Annotated in this window: 13 protein-coding genes; 6 read left to right on the top strand and 7 right to left on the bottom strand. The window is 33.8% G+C overall.

All coding sequences use genetic code 11. The annotated features are described in order from the left end of the window. Window positions 1-111 precede the first annotated feature (111 nt). From GGR32_RS02225 to lysS, 5 genes are all read right to left on the bottom strand, one after another. Window positions 112-687 carry a sugar O-acetyltransferase gene (locus GGR32_RS02225; protein WP_183475903.1) on the bottom strand — a complete coding sequence of 192 codons (576 nt, stop codon included), beginning with the start codon at window positions 685-687 and terminating at the stop codon, window positions 112-114. Continuing rightward, window positions 684-2,585 (bottom strand): beta-N-acetylhexosaminidase, encoded by a 1,902-nt coding sequence (locus tag GGR32_RS02220; RefSeq protein WP_183475901.1) that lies wholly within the window; start codon window positions 2,583-2,585, stop codon window positions 684-686. Before GGR32_RS02220 ends, GGR32_RS02225 begins: the two co-directional genes overlap by 4 nt. A gap of 224 nt (window positions 2,586-2,809) precedes the next feature. Next, a complete protein-coding gene (locus GGR32_RS12080) occupies window positions 2,810-2,941 on the bottom strand; it encodes a hypothetical protein (protein ID WP_281372595.1) in 132 nt (43 codons plus the stop codon). 40 nt (window positions 2,942-2,981) lie between these two features. Beyond that, entirely contained in the window at window positions 2,982-4,730 is a 1,749-nt protein-coding gene (locus tag GGR32_RS02215) for a tyrosine-type recombinase/integrase (RefSeq protein WP_183475899.1), read from the bottom strand. Between the two features lie 193 nt (window positions 4,731-4,923). Beyond that, window positions 4,924-6,618: a lysine--tRNA ligase gene (lysS, locus tag GGR32_RS02210; protein WP_183475897.1), complete on the bottom strand. Its 1,695-nt coding sequence runs from the start codon at window positions 6,616-6,618 to the stop codon at window positions 4,924-4,926. Between the two features lie 164 nt (window positions 6,619-6,782). Here lysS and GGR32_RS02205 point away from each other — a divergent pair, with 164 nt between their 5' ends. The 3 genes from GGR32_RS02205 to lipB are packed head-to-tail and all read left to right on the top strand — an operon-like array spanning window position 6,783 to window position 8,424. Beyond that, a complete protein-coding gene (locus GGR32_RS02205) occupies window positions 6,783-6,941 on the top strand; it encodes a YqaE/Pmp3 family membrane protein (RefSeq protein WP_183475895.1) in 159 nt (52 codons plus the stop codon). A 7-nt stretch (window positions 6,942-6,948) separates the two neighbouring features. Continuing rightward, on the top strand, window positions 6,949-7,704 hold the full coding sequence (locus GGR32_RS02200) for a hypothetical protein (RefSeq protein ID WP_183475893.1): 756 nt from the start codon (window positions 6,949-6,951) through the stop codon (window positions 7,702-7,704). 18 nt (window positions 7,705-7,722) lie between these two features. Next, window positions 7,723-8,424: a lipoyl(octanoyl) transferase LipB gene (lipB, locus tag GGR32_RS02195; RefSeq protein WP_183475891.1), complete on the top strand. Its 702-nt coding sequence runs from the start codon at window positions 7,723-7,725 to the stop codon at window positions 8,422-8,424. An 83-nt stretch (window positions 8,425-8,507) separates the two neighbouring features. Here lipB and GGR32_RS02190 read toward each other — a convergent pair whose 3' ends face one another. Then, window positions 8,508-10,958, bottom strand: coding sequence for an NHL repeat-containing protein (locus GGR32_RS02190; RefSeq protein ID WP_183475889.1), 2,451 nt, complete (start codon window positions 10,956-10,958; stop codon window positions 8,508-8,510). 83 nt (window positions 10,959-11,041) lie between these two features. Continuing rightward, entirely contained in the window at window positions 11,042-11,662 is a 621-nt protein-coding gene (locus tag GGR32_RS02185) for a ribonuclease HII (RefSeq protein WP_183475887.1), read from the bottom strand. 115 nt (window positions 11,663-11,777) lie between these two features. Here GGR32_RS02185 and GGR32_RS02180 point away from each other — a divergent pair, with 115 nt between their 5' ends. From GGR32_RS02180 to GGR32_RS02170, 3 genes are read left to right on the top strand one after another with little or no spacing between them, the layout of a single operon-like run. Then, on the top strand, window positions 11,778-13,676 hold the full coding sequence (locus tag GGR32_RS02180) for a peptidylprolyl isomerase (RefSeq protein WP_183475885.1): 1,899 nt from the start codon (window positions 11,778-11,780) through the stop codon (window positions 13,674-13,676). After that, on the top strand, window positions 13,669-14,517 hold the full coding sequence (locus tag GGR32_RS02175; RefSeq protein ID WP_183475884.1) for a peptidyl-prolyl cis-trans isomerase: 849 nt from the start codon (window positions 13,669-13,671) through the stop codon (window positions 14,515-14,517). Before GGR32_RS02180 ends, GGR32_RS02175 begins: the two co-directional genes overlap by 8 nt. Next, window positions 14,504-15,937: a peptidylprolyl isomerase gene (locus GGR32_RS02170; protein ID WP_343066411.1), complete on the top strand. Its 1,434-nt coding sequence runs from the start codon at window positions 14,504-14,506 to the stop codon at window positions 15,935-15,937. The genes GGR32_RS02175 and GGR32_RS02170 overlap by 14 nt, the downstream gene beginning before the upstream one ends. The last annotated feature ends 3 nt before the right edge of the window (window positions 15,938-15,940 follow it).

Here is a 15,940-nt window from a genome sequence, read left to right as displayed (position 1 = left end):
AACTATTCGCTCAACTAGTAAAAAAATAAAGCCGCTTAAAACGGCTTATATAAAATCGATTTAGGCAAAATTATAGGCTTGTGCAACGGTTACCAATGTTGCCACACGTTTTTATTTTAATTCTTTTTTCACTTCACAAGGATTTCCATAGGCTAAGACATTGTCAGGTATACTTTTTGTGACTATACTACCTGCTCCAATTGTTACATTGTTTCCAATAGTTATGCCTGGAAAAATCACAGAATTCCCGCCAATCCACACATTGTCGCCAATAGTAACTGGTTTTGTTGAAGTTAGATAACGGGTTTCGTTTCTGTTTTCAATTATTCGGTCAGATGCTTTCAAAGGATGGCTTGCCGTATATATTTGGACATAGGGTGCAATCAATCCATTTTTTCCGATGCTAATTTTATTATTGTCTAAAAACATACAATTGGTGTTGACAAAGGTGTTCTCTCCGATGGAGATGTTTTCTCCATAATCGCAAAAAAATGGCGTTTCTATCCAAACCCCTTTTCCCTTAAATTCAAAAAGATGGTTTAAAATTCGATCACGTTCTTTGGTTAGTTCAGAATCAAGATTGTTGTATTCTTTTAATAACTTTCTGGCTTTGTGGTACATTCTCAACAACTCCGAATCTCTGGAATTGTAATTTTCTCCATTCAGCATTTTATCCTTTTCCGTCATTTCTTCAAGTAATTTAATAGGTCTTCAAATTTACTTACAGAGTCGCTCAAACCACCTTCCCGATTCCTTACTACCCAAATAGCAGTATGATGTTCTATAAGACCTTCCAATTCAAGAGCCAGCTTTTGCCTTGTCTTTTTCGGAATGTTTTCAGTCTTCATATCTTTGGCTTTTAATCGTTCCAATCCAAGATGGATACCAAAAAGTGCTAAATGGGAAGCCTGTTTTACTTCTTTTAAAATAATTTTGGCATCTTTAGAAGTTGGTTCTGCTTTTTGAAGCTCTTCTAATCCTTTTTCAATTTCTAGTTTAGCAGCCAAAAGACCTTTTTCGTTTAAATGTTTGGTTTGATAATGGCCGTTCATTGTCCAAGTATATCTGCGGATCATTAGGTGAAAAGCGTTGGCATTGCCTTCTGGGATACCTGTTTTTAGATAGGCATTTCCTAAAGTTAATAGTGCTTTGGCAGTGTAACCTGTTTTATCATTAAACACATAGTGGTTCAACAGAAATTCTAAATTATCCAAAGTTTTTTCTGAATAGTTCCAAGCGTAGCTTGCTCCCAAAACTAAAGTAGCATAACTCACAGATTTAGGCTGAAAATGTCCGTAATCGCCCCAATCTGTTATTAAATAGCCCTTGGCTCCATATTTCTTTCCTTCAAAGGCGGCATTCTTTAAATTGATAAAAGCATTGTGGTTTCTGCCAATTTCAGAACGCCAACTTGAAGTCCCGGGACATACATAGAAATCCAAATTGGCCTCCTGAAATGGAGCGAGATTTTTATCAAACGGATAGGTGGCATCGTAGCCCCAAACCAATGCCGTCATATTTTTGGGGATATCTTTTATAAGTTCGGGATGATTTAAAACAATATCGCCCCAAAACTGGGTCTGTTTACCGTTTTTGATAATTTCTTCATTTAATTTTTTTAGGAAATTGAGGTACACCTGACCTTTGCCTATTTGTTCGCTTAAACTTTTTGATTTACCGAGTCCCAGCTCCACAGTTTCATCACCACCAATGTTAGCATATTTACTGCTGAAGTTGGGCAGTAATTCGGTGTATAATTCCTGCATCAATTCAAGGGATTTTGGATTTGTTGGTGCCAATGCCGTACGTTTACGTGAACCCCATATGGTTTTACAATCCGTTTCGCACTCGCTTAAATCCAAATATTCATCGTGCTTCAACCAATTCTCCATATGTCCGAAGGAGTTTTGATTTGGGACTAAATCAATACCCTTTTTTAAACAATAAGCATCAAGTGCTTGAATTTCAGGAGCTGTTAACGGACTGGCATTTTTCCATACTTTTTGATGGTTTCTATATGCAAAGGTATGTTCGGTATATAGCTGTAATTCATTGATTCTCCAATCTGCCAATTGGTCGATAAGAAAGTACAAGCTATTCATAGTCGGAACTTTATCCCTGCTTATGTCCAGCATATAACCCCTTTTTTGAAAATTGGCCCAATCTTCAATAATTATATTTGGAAGTGGTTTGTCTTCTAATCTTACGAATTCCAATAGCTGCAACAATGTTTGTTTACCATAACGTAATGCATTTAAATTTTTAGCATTAAGATGTATTTTCGATTTACTGATTTTTAAGGTATAAGCATCATAATGGAGCATTTCTGCATTTATTTCAAAAAAGATGTCTATAGTCTCGGCAGATGTTTTTAACTTCCAAATTCCAGCTGAAGATTCTTGGATACTTGAATTTATGAAATCCTGTAAATCACCTATTTGTAGTTGACTTATTGCTGTAGAATCTTTTTGGATAGTGATTGTTTGAGGTTCAAAAAACAAGTATTTTGAAATACTGTCATTGGCATATAAAAGACTATTGCTTAAAAATAGAGTAATTATAAATATTACAAGCCTAAATTTCATTTGTTGAAGTTGTGTTTTTTTTAAATGTGTGGCAACGGTTTGGCTATGGTTTGTTGCGAGGGAAAAGGGTTAAGGTTTTTCCGCCGTGGACGAAAGATAACAAATATCCCGGAATATTAGGCAAAAAACGACGCAGCAATGAACTATAGCCGTTGTTGGCTGCTGTGGTTTGCATCCGTAAGTTTTGAGACTGAGTGATGTCAGCGCAAAGCTTGGAAGTCCTTTTATTCTTTTTCAGCGTACTGTTTGCGTTTTGCTTGCGAGCAGCTATGAAGTTCTTTTAGTTTTGTTTTTAATCCGCTTTTTTTGTCCGCGTAAAGAAGCTCAAAATCGCTTCCGCGATTTTTTATCACCATTGCCGCCAACTTGTATATATCCTCAAAGATATATAACTTTTTAGTCTTTTGGTTTTCTTTTTTGATTTATTTGGTCTAGCGGACTTAGAATTTTCGAATAAGTGTTGTTGCTAACATGGGTATAAATAGTGGTGGTTTTAATACTTGTATGGCCTAAAAACTTTTGTATAAACCTAATGTCTATTCCGTTTTCTAACAAATGAGTTGCAAAACTATGCCTTAGCGCATGGATTCCAACTTTTTTATCCAATCCTGCTTTTTTTACAGCTTTACGCATTATACTCCCTGCACTTGCTGTAGAGTAGGGTTCTCCTTTTATACGTCCTTCAAAAACATATTTTTTGGTGTTGTAAAGCGAACGGTAAATATCCATGTATTCAATTACTGCATAAGGGAGCATAACAAGCCTATCTTTTTTTCCTTTTCCTGATTTTATTAATATTTGATGTTTTTCTTTATCAATATGTTGCCATTGTAACTCACAAACTTCGCTTACTCGTAATCCTGCTCCATAGGCCAGTAAAAGTACAAGCTTATGTTTGGGTTGGTTTACTGCTTTAAAAATACGTTGGCATTCATTTTGGCTTAATACAACAGGAAGCTTTTTCTCTTTTTTGGGTCTAGGAAGTTTCATGAAAGATAAATCATCATCCCATTCTTTTACATTTTTGTAATAAAATTTTAAAGCATTTACTAGCATGTGTCCACTAGCGGAAGTCTGCCCTAATCTGGTATATTCTGCTAAATAGTTTATCACGTCTTTTTTGGTTATATCTTCAGGATTTTTATAATGATAAAACTTTAAAAAATTAATAAATGCATTGGTGTAGGATTTTAGCGTAGAGCTACTGTAATTCATTGCTAAAAGCATATTGACTAAATCTTCTACTTGATTTTTGGTGTGTGAGGGCGCGATATCCAATACCCGTTGTTTTACTCTTGTTATTTTTCTTGATTTTATAGTTATAAAGTTAGACTTTTTAATATATTGTTCTGGTAAAGTTGTCGTAATTTTTACTCCAAGTGTTTCTGTATGTAAAAATAGGGCTTTATACATTTCTGGGGTTGCGGGGAGTAAGTAAGCTTTTTTTGTTTTGCTATAAGTGCTGTGAGATAATCGTTTTAAGCATTCTATTAATTGGTAATTATTACTAAATTTTAGCAACATATAACGTGTGTCTGCTTCGTAAGGTAAAATATTAATTTTTAAGTTATTGCTTTGTTTTTCTTTTTTATAGAAGTTAGTATCAAATAAAAGCGTTCCGAAAATAGTTTCTACATTTTGTTTTACTTTAGGATGCCTATACACCATATATACTTTATGATGATTATTCCAATATACACCTTTTACTTTTTTTAACCTGTTAATGTATTTTTCTACATAATGGCATTGTAAAACCCAATATTTTCCTACAGTTGGTAGCACTTTTAGTTTCAAACGGGGGTCAATCTTTTGTACAGATTTATGTGCAGAATCTAAAGTTTTTTTTTCCTTAGGCTGCATGGCAGTAGCTTCTTTATTAGAAGTACTTATGGGCAAATGATCTCGCTTTTTAGCGGTTGTCTTGTTTGTGGTAGTTACAGTTTCTATCTTGTAGTTTGCAAAGCAATGTTTAAACTTTTTGTAAGCTTGCTTTGTGTACGGAATATACCAGCAGTTTTTTGTTTTAGAAAATTGAGCATCAATATGTGATAAGTTTTCTTTTATAGCACTATTGTAATTGGTATAAGGAAAATAAATACCAATTTTAAGTGTTCCGCGGTGCCATATTTTTCTTATAGAAATCAAAATCTTAATTTTATTGTACACTTCGTTTATCTTAGTTACATTTATGGAGGAATGTGAAAAGATTTATTGTTAATTTTTTACTAATATAGTAAAAATATAATAAATAGAGGGAGTAGGGCTTGGTTGTACTAATAAAAAAGAGGAAGCATTTTAAACTGCTTCCTCTGGTGTTTACGGCTTGTTTTTTAAGCGTTTAATCGGCTAATGCGGCAAATATACCTTCGTCATTTTTTTCTATGCTTATTAAATCATGTTTACGAAGTCCTTTTAGTGCTTTATCCCATTTTTTATTGCTTAATCCAGCTTGTGTTTTTAATTGTTCTAAGGCTACAGGAGAAGCTTTTTTTAGTAGGGTTAATACGGTTTTTTCTTCCTCTGTTAAGGCAACGGCTTTGCGTTCTGGTTTCATTTGTGGGAAAAATAATACTTCTTGTATAGAGGCATTATCGGTTAAAAACATTAGTAACCTATCCATTCCAATACCTAAACCAGAGGTTGGGGGCATCCCATATTCTAAAGCTCTTAAAAAATCTTGATCTATAAATTGTGTGGCTTCATCATCTCCTTTTTCAGATAGGCGTAGCTGCTCTTCAAAACGCTCGCGTTGGTCTATCGGGTCGTTAAGTTCAGAGTAGGCATTGGCAATTTCTTTTCCGCATACCATCAATTCAAAACGTTCGGTAAGTTCTGGATTGTCGCGGTGTTTTTTACAAAGCGGACTCATTTCTTTGGGGTAATCGGTAATAAAGGTTGGCTGTATAAAGTTTCCTTCACATTTCTCACCAAATATTTCATCAATTAGCTTGCCTTTTCCCATTGTTTCATCTACTTCGATACCCATTTCGAGCGCTGCCGAACGTAATTGTTCTTCGGTTTTTCCTGTAATATCGTAGCCCGTGTATTGTTTAATCGCATCGGTCATGCTAATGCGTTTGTAAGGGGCTTTAAAATCTACCTTGTGTTCACCAAAGGTTGCCTCTGTGGTTCCGTTTACGGCAGTAGCACAATGCTCTAAGAGCTTTTCTGTAAAATCCATCATCCAATGGTAGTCTTTGTAAGATACATAGATTTCCATTGCTGTAAACTCAGGATTATGGGTTCTGTCCATCCCTTCATTACGGAAGTTTTTAGAAAATTCATACACCCCATCAAAACCTCCAACAATAAGTCTTTTTAAATAGAGTTCATTGGCAATTCTTAAATATAAAGGAATATCTAATGCGTTGTGATGGGTTACAAATGGTCTTGCGGCAGCACCTCCAGGAATATTTTGTAAGATGGGGGTTTCTACCTCAAAATAGCCTTGCTCGTTAAAAAAGCTTCGCATCGAATTAAAAAGCTTTGTACGCTTTATAAAAATTTCTTTTACGTGTGGGTTTACTACCAAATCTGCATAACGTTGGCGGTAACGCATTTCGGGGTCGTTAAACTCATCATGTATATTTCCATCGGCATCTACTTTGGGTAAAGGTAAGGGTTTAAGCGCTTTGCTTAATAAAGTAAAGTTTTTTACCATTACCGTTTTTTCGCCTACTTGTGTAGTAAATAGCTCGCCTTCAATTCCTATAAAATCACCAATATCGAGTAGCTTTTTATATACCTCGTTGTATAAAGTCTTATCTTCTTCGGGGCAAATTTCGTCTCGGTTAAAATATACCTGAATGCGCCCATTAGCATCTTGCAGTTCTGCAAAAGAAGCTTTTCCTTGAATACGTCTAGACATCAATCTACCAGCAATAATTACAGGCTGTTTCTCTTTAAATTCCTTCTTTATCTTATCCGTAGTAAAATTTACAGGGTACATTTTGGCAGGATAAGGCTCTATGCCTAATTCTCTAAGGGTAGAGAGCTTCTCTCTACGTACGCGTTCTTGTTCAGATAATTGCATATAAATTCTGCTTTTGTTTTAAAAAGAAGCAAAGATAATTACAAATAGCTAAAAGTTAAATGTTATGTGTACTTAAAAAGCAATATTTCTGTTTTAAACTATTTTTTAAGCTTATATAGGCTATCCAAACGGACATAATGTTGTATTTTTGTATAAAAAACAATATGAGTTTTTGGAGGGTGCTTTTTGCAATACTTTTTCCGCCTTTGGCTATTATAGATAAAGGTTGTGGCTCTATACTTATTGTTTTTATCCTGACGCTTTTTGGGTGGATTCCAGGAGTTATTGCAGCGTTAATTATTTTAAATAACCCAGATAAATAATCAATTGATGAAAAATAAACTTCAGTTTTTAGTAGGGCTAATGCTTAGCATAAGTCTTTTTTCTTGTAATTATACCGAACAAATTATTATTAAAAAAGATGGAAGTGGAAAAGTAAACTTAATTACTGATGCGAGTAAAATGATGGAGCTTGCTGCTGGATTAGACGATACAAGTGAAGGCGATGCACGGATAGATTCCGTAATGGTTATGAAAGATATTTTAAATGATGAAGAGTTACAACGTTATTCTGAAGCAGATAGAGCTTTACTTAAAGAGTTAAGCCTATATACTTCTCGCCTTCTGTATGATAAAGAAGAAGAAATTATGGAGATAGATATGTATAAAGATTTTAAAAATGTTTCTGAAATTAAAGATCTTTTTAAAGTTTATGACAAGCTTATGCTCTTAAAACCAAAAGATAAAGAAGAGGTAGAAACAAATGAAACCGCTACCATGCCTTTAAAAAACTTGCCTTATAAAACCGCATACAGTTTTAAAGGAAAAACCTTTATACGTAAAACAACCATTACCGATAGTGTAGCTTATAAAGAACAATTAGAAAAGGCAAGTGCCCAAAGCATGTATTATGCAAGTTCAACGTATGGTATAGCCTATACTTTTCCTCATAAAATACGCTCAACTTCTAAAGATGATAAAATAAAACTCTCTAAGAACAAAAAAACATTGTTTTATGAAGTTAGTATGAAAAGCTATATGAAAGATCCTTCTATCTTAGACATCAAGGTAGAATTGAAAAGATAAACTTAAATTATTTTTGGTTTGAATAAAAAAATAGAGCTCCTAAATTTAGGGAAGAAAGATTATAAAGAAACATGGGACTTTCAAGAAGAATTGTTCCAGAAAATTCTTGATAAAAAAATACAAAACCGACGCGAAAACAAACAAGAACAAACACCAAACTATTTTTTGTTGGTAGAGCATCCCCATGTATATACTCTAGGGAAAAGTGGCGATATAAAAAACCTGTTATTAAGCGAAGAGAAATTAGCCGAAAAAGGAGCTACATTTTATAAAATAAACAGAGGAGGAGATATTACCTACCATGGTCCAGGGCAAATAGTAGGTTATCCTATTTTAGACTTAGAGAACTTTTTTACCGATATTCATAAATACTTACGTTTACTCGAAGAAATGGTGATTTTAACCCTAGCAGAGTATGGTGTAAAAGCCGAACGAAGCAAAGGAGAAACCGGAGTTTGGCTAGATGTGGGCACGCCTTTTGCACGTAAAATATGTGCAATGGGAGTTAGGGCTAGCCGTTGGGTTACCATGCATGGCTTTGCCTTAAATGTAAACGCAAACCTTGGTTATTTTGATAATATTGTTCCTTGTGGAATTAACGATAAAGCCGTAACATCGCTCAATGTAGAATTAGGTAAAGAAGAAATTCCTATGCAAGAAGTAGAAGAAAAATTACTGAAGCATTTTAAAGCACTATTCGAAACCGAATTTGTAAGCTAAAAGTGAGTTAGTAATTTGCTATAAGTAAAAAACCGTTTTAAGAAAGTTCTTAAAACGGTTTTTTATCTATTAAGTTGGTCTACTTACTCTAGCTGATAAAGTAAAATGCTATTCTCTTCGCCCAATACACAAAATTCTAAACGTCCGCGATTGTCTACATTTGATAAACTGATTTGAGAACGCCCATAAATAGGGAAGCCAGGAATTAGTTTCGCATTACTGTCTAATAAATAAACCTTATTGCTTTGGGTATCGGTAATGCTAAAATAAAGCTTATTATCTATATAAAAAACCGCTATCTTACTGTATAACCCGTAATCTACATTTATATTTTTCCCTTTTATGGTTAATGTATTTTCAGAAAAATGAGCAAGACTTTTAGGGGTTGCTACCATAGAGTGGTTTTCGGCTAAATTTAAAGCAGAAGCTTGTAATTTCCCTTCTTGGTCAACCTGGATTAAATCCCCTTTCTTATTGGTCGATGTAAATTTATTTTTATATAAATACCATTCATTATCAGAAAAAGTTATTTGCTCCTTTACGGGAACACGTGTTTTTCCTACACGGTTTACAATATGTAGTTTTCCGTTTTCTTCAGGAATTATAATATAATCTTTTTTACCTATACGGATGTGCTTTGGGGCTTTTTTAATCTCGCTTTTTGTAGTTTCAAACTTAAAACCTTTTATGTTTTTTCCTTCCTTATCATACATAAGAACATTGTTGTTTTGCGTAACTAGAAACCTGTATTTTCCGTTATTATCATAATCAAAAACAGCTAGTGGTTGTGTGATTTTATCTTTAAACGAAAGTGGAAACGGACTAACTTCTTTACCATCCTTGGTTAAAATATATACTTTATCTTGGGTAGCAAATGCCATTTGTAAACGTCCGTTGCTATAAATGTCTATCTCTTGAATATCGCCAAGAATTCTACCGTCTAAAGCTTTTTTCCAACGTAATTCCCCTTTATAGTTATACATATATAAGGTGTTAGAGACGCCTTGTATAGCAATATCTTTTGTTTTGGTTTTCCAGTTGGTAAAAAATATAGGTTGACTTAGAAGTTTCTCAGGAACTTTAATGTTGTTTATCTGTACTACAGCGTTGTTAGAAACTTGGTTTGCGTCGGTCTCGGTTAGCAAAAAGTTTAAATGGGCAAAATTATGTTCATAAACCCATTGGCTAGCGTTGAGTTTATAATTATTAAATTTTATTTTATTGTAGTTTTTAGTCCATTTTGCATCAACAGTTTTACTTATAGGTAGTTTTAGGTTTTCGTTAATCCCAATAAGTAGCATCGAAGCTTTTTCGGTAAGTTGCGTTGTAAGGTTTTCATAGTATGCTTGGCTACCTAATACGGTGGTGTTTTGGTAATTTGCAATAATATTTTCTAAGCTCTCCTTTTTTTCTGCAAAAACATAGAAATCATCAATTTTACAAGCATAATTTAAATTTTTCTGCGTAATAAGTGGGTACAAATCTTGATAGAACATCTGAGGTTTAGAAAAACGAAACATCGGGATGCCTCTATATTTTTTTTCGGCAGTTAAAAGACTAGGTAATATACTGGTGTCGTTGTCTGCATCTAATGTATTTAATGCAACAGCTTGGGCTTGGCTAAAATAAATAATACCTATCTCGTTAGCGTGGTTGTAAATACTTTTGTTGGTATCGGGTAAATCTTTATTGCGGTATTTCTCTAAAGCAAGCTGTAGTTTTTCGTAATCGGAATAGGTAAAGCTAAAAAAGCCACGCGCATTTAAAGGCGTAATTGCAGCAATTTCAGATTTTTGGGGTTCATTTCCTTTAAATAAGTTAAGCAGGTAACTGCTGTCTGGGGCTTGAGAAACTCCAGTTAATTGTATGCTTTTATCAGATAAATAAATATCTACGGCAGTCCATAAGCTTAAACGTTTGGTATAACTGTTGTTTAAATTAGGCAACAGTGTTTCCCATAATTGTTGTGTGTATTGGTGATTGATGTAAAGAGAGTGTTTACTAGAAGTGGTATTTTGTATTTTTTCAAAATCTTTATCTGTAGGTAAATCGTTGTTAAATTTCCTAATCACATCTTCAATCACTAATTTAGAAGTACTTGCAATATAAGTATCGTTCAATAAGCTGATAAATATATTATTTTCACCTAGTTTCTGCTGATGAATTTCCAACCCATCGTATGTAAATTTTTTAATATCCTTTGCCGTATCTATTAACTGCTGTTTTGTTATTAGGGTAGTGGCTATTTCTTTTCGGCCTACTTTACTAAAGCTTATGTAGCTTTCTTGGTTTAACTCAACATCGGCAATAAGGTTAAGCTTATCTTTTAGGTAGCTAAAAAAGGGCAAGTTTGCATTTGCTTTAGAAAAGCTATTTTCGTTTATTTTTTCGCTTAACTCATTTAAATCGTCAGATTCTAGAATTAAAGCAGTTTGCGAAGGTATAAATTGATTTAAGGCTGAAGGTGGTTTTGTTTCGTTTTGGCATGCAGAAAACAGGATAACAAAAAGAGAAAACACGATAAACTTCTTCATAGAACTAAGAACTCTTATTTTAGATGTGGATGTGATTAATTACAAAAGTATAAAATAAACCCGAAAATAAAGCTAGAAACATTTTAAAGCTCAAGGTTAAGCTGCTCTGGTAAAAGTTTAAAACTTTTTCGGTGATATTTTGTAATGCCGTATTTTGCAATGGCCGCTCGATGCTCTTTAGTAGGGTAACCTTTGTTCTTTTTCCAATTATACATCGGGAATTCTTCGTGTATTTTTTCCATATATAAATCTCTATATGTTTTTGCCAATACAGAAGCCGCTGCAATACTTAAAAACTTTGCGTCGCCTTTTATAATGCATTCGTGTTTAATATCGTTGTAAGGCTTAAACTTATTGCCATCTACAAGAATTAATTCTGGGGTATGTTTAAGTTGCTTTATAGAGCGATGCATGGCTGTAATCGATGCATTTAGGATGTTAATTTCGTCAATTTCTTCCATCATCACATGAGTAACGCCAAAGCTAATGGCTTTTTCCTCGATAAGGGGTTTTAAAAGAAAGCGTTTTTTTTCAGACAATTGTTTAGAGTCGGTAAGCATTTCTAAACAAAAATGCTTAGGCAAACATACCGCTGCTGCTGTTACGGGGCCAGCAAGGCAGCCACGTCCAGCTTCATCAGTTCCGCATTCTATTTCTGGGTTTTTAGAAAAACTAAGGGCTAAATTAGGAGAAATTGTTTTCATAGATACAGGCAAAATAACAAAAGTAATCTTTTTAATAGGCTAATAAAATAAAGCTTTAAAAACTTAACTTGTAATACCAGACAGATTTTATATTTTTACCATCAATTTTAAGGAAATGAATAAAATAATAGGATTTTTAGGAGTACTGTGTTGTTTTTCGGGGATAGCTCAGGAAAAAGAAACTTGGTTGTTGCAGATAGAAAACACGAATGTTTATGCTGATGAGTTTACATATATGTTTAAGCAAAATACCGAGCTTTTTGCCGATGAACAGCATAAAGTAAATAATTATTTTCCGCTATTTAGAGATTATCAACTCAAAGCACACGAAGCAGAACGCTTAGGTTTAGATACATTGGCTAGCTTTAAAAAAGAATATACAAATTTTGAAGATAACTTTTTTAACAATTATATTACCCAAGGCCCTGTAAAGGATAATATGATAAAAGAGACTTATAGCAGAAAGCTTAAAGAATTGGAAGCTAGTCATATTCTTATAGCTACACCTGATGCTTCGGATACATTAGCTGCTTACAAAAAAGCAAAAGATATAGCCGAGCAGTTACAAAAAGGAGCAGATTTTAAGGAAATGGCTAAGGAATTTTCAGACGATTCTTCTGCGAAAAGCAATGCCGGATATTTAGGATGGTTTTCGGTATTTGATATGGTTTATCCATTTGAAACCGCTGCATACCAAACTCCTGTAGGAGAAATATCGGCTCCTGTAAAAACACGTTTTGGCTATCATATTATCAAGGTGCATAACGAAAGAGAAAATGAAGGAAGTCGTAGAATAGCACATATATTTATTCAAGAAGACTCGTTAGCTAATGCCCAAAAAGAAGCTTATATGCTTTATGATTTATTAGAAAAAGGGGAAGAATTTTCGGTGTTAGCAAAAGAATACAGCGACCATAAAGCATCGGTAAAAAAAGGAGGCGAATTTGGTGTGTTTACACGCCGAATGTTACGTCCAGAAGTTTTTTCGACACAAGCATTTTTGTTGGAAAAAGAAAGAACTTATACCAAACCTTTTAAAAGTGAGTACGGTTGGCATTTAATAAAATTGCTAGAAAACAATCCCATATTAAGCTATGAGGAAGAAAAACCAGATTTATACCAGCAGTTAAAACAAAGTGGGAGAGCAAAACAAATTCAGAACAAGCTTGTAGACAGCTTAAAAATAGCACAGGCCAATCGTATTACCTACGCAGCAGATGAAAAGTATTTTGCGCAACACCTTACCACATTACTGGAAAGTAAAGAATATACTGATTTTCCTGCAGAAAAATTATACCTTAAAATAGGAGAGGAGCAATATACCTATCAGGATTTTCTCACTTATGCAGAAAATAACTGGAGAAAAGTACAAAATTTGCCCGAAGCTAAGCGTGTAAATGCTATTGAGGAAATGTTTAAAACCGAAAAACTATTAACTGATTATAAAAAGTATTTATTTACCTACGATAGTGATTACCGCAACAAATTACTGTCTTATAAAAAAGGCATGCTGGTTTTTGAATTGCTTCAGAAACAAGTTTGGAATAAAGCCCAGCAAGATACTTTAGCGCAAAAAGAATATTATAAAACCCATCAAAATAAGTATGTTAGCTCACAATCGTATAACATAGATATGTATGCTTCTCCTACAAAAAAGGAAGCCAAGAAAATACAAAAAGCCTTGCGAAAAGGAAAAGACCCACAGGAGATTAACCATAAATATAATGTAGTTTATACCCAAGGAGTTTTTCCTGTAAATAGTTCTAAAATCCCTAAAGCATATACCCCAGCCGAAAAAGTATCCGAAATCTATAAAAATAATACTATGTTTGTAGTAATTAATTTATACGAAGAAGTTCCTGCGCAAGCATTAGCATTTTCTGCCGTAAAAGGGAAAGTAATTAGCGAATTACAAGAAGAGCTTGAACAAGAATTAGTAAAGGAATTACATCAGCGTTATAACTTAAAAACAAACCAAGAAACCTTAAGAAAACTTCAGCAGCAGCTTGAATAGGATAGGCCTACATATCATTATAATATTTAGTTTTACTAGCTGTAATTTATTTACAGTACAAAAAGAGCCAACTTCGCTTGCAAGAGTAAACGATGCTTACTTATATAAAAAAGATATTAAATTGGTGTTGCCAGAAACTTACACCAAAGAAGATAGTATTCTTTTAGTTAATAATTACATTAACAACTGGGCAACAAACCAATTGCTAACCGACCAAGCAAAAATAAATTTACCCCAATCACAGCTTAAAAAGTTTACTAAACTTATAGAAGATTATAAAAAACAACTTTATACAGAAGCCTATAAAGATGTTTTGATAAGTAAACAGCTCGATACGCTGGTTACAACGCAAGAGATAGAAACCTATTACGAAAATAATAAACAAAACTTTAAGTTAAATCAGGATTTAATTAAACTCCGATACATTTACTTTGCAAACTCTAATATCCATCAGGAAAAATTAGAAAAAGCTTTTAAAAATTATAAAGAAGAAGATGTTGCTTACCTTAAGCATGAGAGTTTAAAATACATAAGTTATTCATTAGATGATTCTTTATGGATCTCTAAAAAATCTATTGCAGAGAAAATACCACCGTTAAGCTCAAAAACAATAGATGAAAAACTAAAAAAAGACAAATATTTGCAACTTGAAGACTCTTTAGGCGTATTTTTGATAAAAATAAACGACATCAGGCGAGTAAACGAAACCGCTCCGTTAACCTATGTTGTGCCAACGGTAAAGCAAATTATACTAAACAAAAGAAAATTAGAGTTTTCTAAAAAACTAGAAAAAGAAATAAGAGAAGATGCACTTAAAAACAAAAAATTTGAAATCTATTAATTATAAACTTCTATTTACGGTTATAGGCCTAGGTATTAGTTCTTTTGTAGCAGCACAAACAGATACCACATTGGTTATTACAGAGGCAAATGCCATTAATAAACACCAATTAAAAACAGATACTACATCAAAAACATTTCAACGCTATAAAGCAGATGGAGTAGCCGCCGTTATTGGCGATTACTTAATTCTAGAAAGCGATATCCAAAAAATGCGTCAGGATGTAACTAACCAAGGAATTAAAGGAATTACCGACTGCCAACTTGCCGGCAGAATGATGGAAAATAAACTTTATGCACACCACGGGAAGTTAGACACTACAATTGTAGTATCAGATTTACAAATAGGCTCGCAAGTAGACCAACAAATTGCCCACATGAAAGAGCAATTGGGAAGTGTAGATAAAATGTTGGAATTTTATAGAAAAGACACCGAACAAGAACTTAGAGAAACCCTTATCGAAATCAACAAAGAACGTGTACTTACCTCAAACATGCAGGAAAAAGTAGTTTCGGAAGTAGAAGTAACCCCAGAAGAAGTACGTTTGTTTTTTGATAACATCCCAGCAGATGAACGCCCTACCTTTGGCGATGAAGTAGAAATAGCACAATTGGTTATTAAACCCGAAGTGCCACAAGAAGAAGTGCAAAAAGTAATCGACCAACTAAATGAGATGCGAAACGATATCGTAAACAACGGAGCGAGTTTTGCAACAAAAGCTGTACTTTACTCTCAGGATGGAACAAGTGGTAAAGGAGGGAAAATGAGTATAAAAAGAGACGATCCCTTAGATAAAGATTTTAAGCAAATAGCCTTTAGCCTTCGTGAAGGAGAGGTAAGCAAACCATTTAAATCGCAATTTGGTTATCACATTGTTCAGGTAGATAAGGTAAGAGGTCAAAACTTAGATATTCGTCACATTATATTAATTCCTAAGGTAACCAACAAAACCGTAGAAGCTGCGAAACAAAAAATAGACAGTATCCGTCAGAACATAATCGATGGGAAAATAACTTTCGATGCCGCTGCAAGACGCTATTCAGACGAAGAAGAAACCAGAGGAGATGGAGGGAAACTTATCAACCCTAAAAGTGGCGATACACGCTTTGAGCTTACCGATATAGATCCGCTTATTTACGATAAAGTAAACAACCTTAAGAAAGGAGAAGTATCTATTGTACTTACCGACCAAACTCGTACGGGTAGACGCTTTTTTAAAATTATTACCGTAATTGAAAAATACCCAGAGCATGTGGCTGATTATGCCAAAGATTACACAAAAATTAAACAATTAGCACTTCAAAAAAAGCAATTAAAAGAAGTACAACGTTGGCAAACAGAAAAAATAGAAGAAACCTATATTAAGATTAACGGAAAATATAGAGATTGTGAATTTGAAAGCAACTGGTTAAAAAATTAAACT

This window comes from Mesonia hippocampi (assembly GCF_014197445.1).
GTDB lineage: Bacteria > Bacteroidota > Bacteroidia > Flavobacteriales > Flavobacteriaceae > Mesonia > Mesonia hippocampi.
This window is presented reverse-complemented; position numbering and strand designations above follow the sequence as displayed.

What these genes read in the sequence shown, in the direction of transcription:
- GGR32_RS12080 (WP_281372595.1), bottom strand. Translation starts at nt 2,941, where the DNA reads ATGGTGATAAAAAATCGCGGAAGCGATTTTGAGCTTCTTTACGCGGAC.
- GGR32_RS02180 (WP_183475885.1), top strand. Translation starts at nt 11,778, where the DNA reads ATGAATAAAATAATAGGATTTTTAGGAGTACTGTGTTGTTTTTCGGGG.
- GGR32_RS02220 (WP_183475901.1), bottom strand. Translation starts at nt 2,585, where the DNA reads ATGAAATTTAGGCTTGTAATATTTATAATTACTCTATTTTTAAGCAAT.
- GGR32_RS02200 (WP_183475893.1), top strand. Translation starts at nt 6,949, where the DNA reads ATGAAAAATAAACTTCAGTTTTTAGTAGGGCTAATGCTTAGCATAAGT.
- GGR32_RS02185 (WP_183475887.1), bottom strand. Translation starts at nt 11,662, where the DNA reads ATGAAAACAATTTCTCCTAATTTAGCCCTTAGTTTTTCTAAAAACCCA.
- GGR32_RS02225 (WP_183475903.1), bottom strand. Translation starts at nt 687, where the DNA reads ATGACGGAAAAGGATAAAATGCTGAATGGAGAAAATTACAATTCCAGA.
- GGR32_RS02190 (WP_183475889.1), bottom strand. Translation starts at nt 10,958, where the DNA reads ATGAAGAAGTTTATCGTGTTTTCTCTTTTTGTTATCCTGTTTTCTGCA.
- lysS (WP_183475897.1), bottom strand. Translation starts at nt 6,618, where the DNA reads ATGCAATTATCTGAACAAGAACGCGTACGTAGAGAGAAGCTCTCTACC.
- GGR32_RS02205 (WP_183475895.1), top strand. Translation starts at nt 6,783, where the DNA reads ATGAGTTTTTGGAGGGTGCTTTTTGCAATACTTTTTCCGCCTTTGGCT.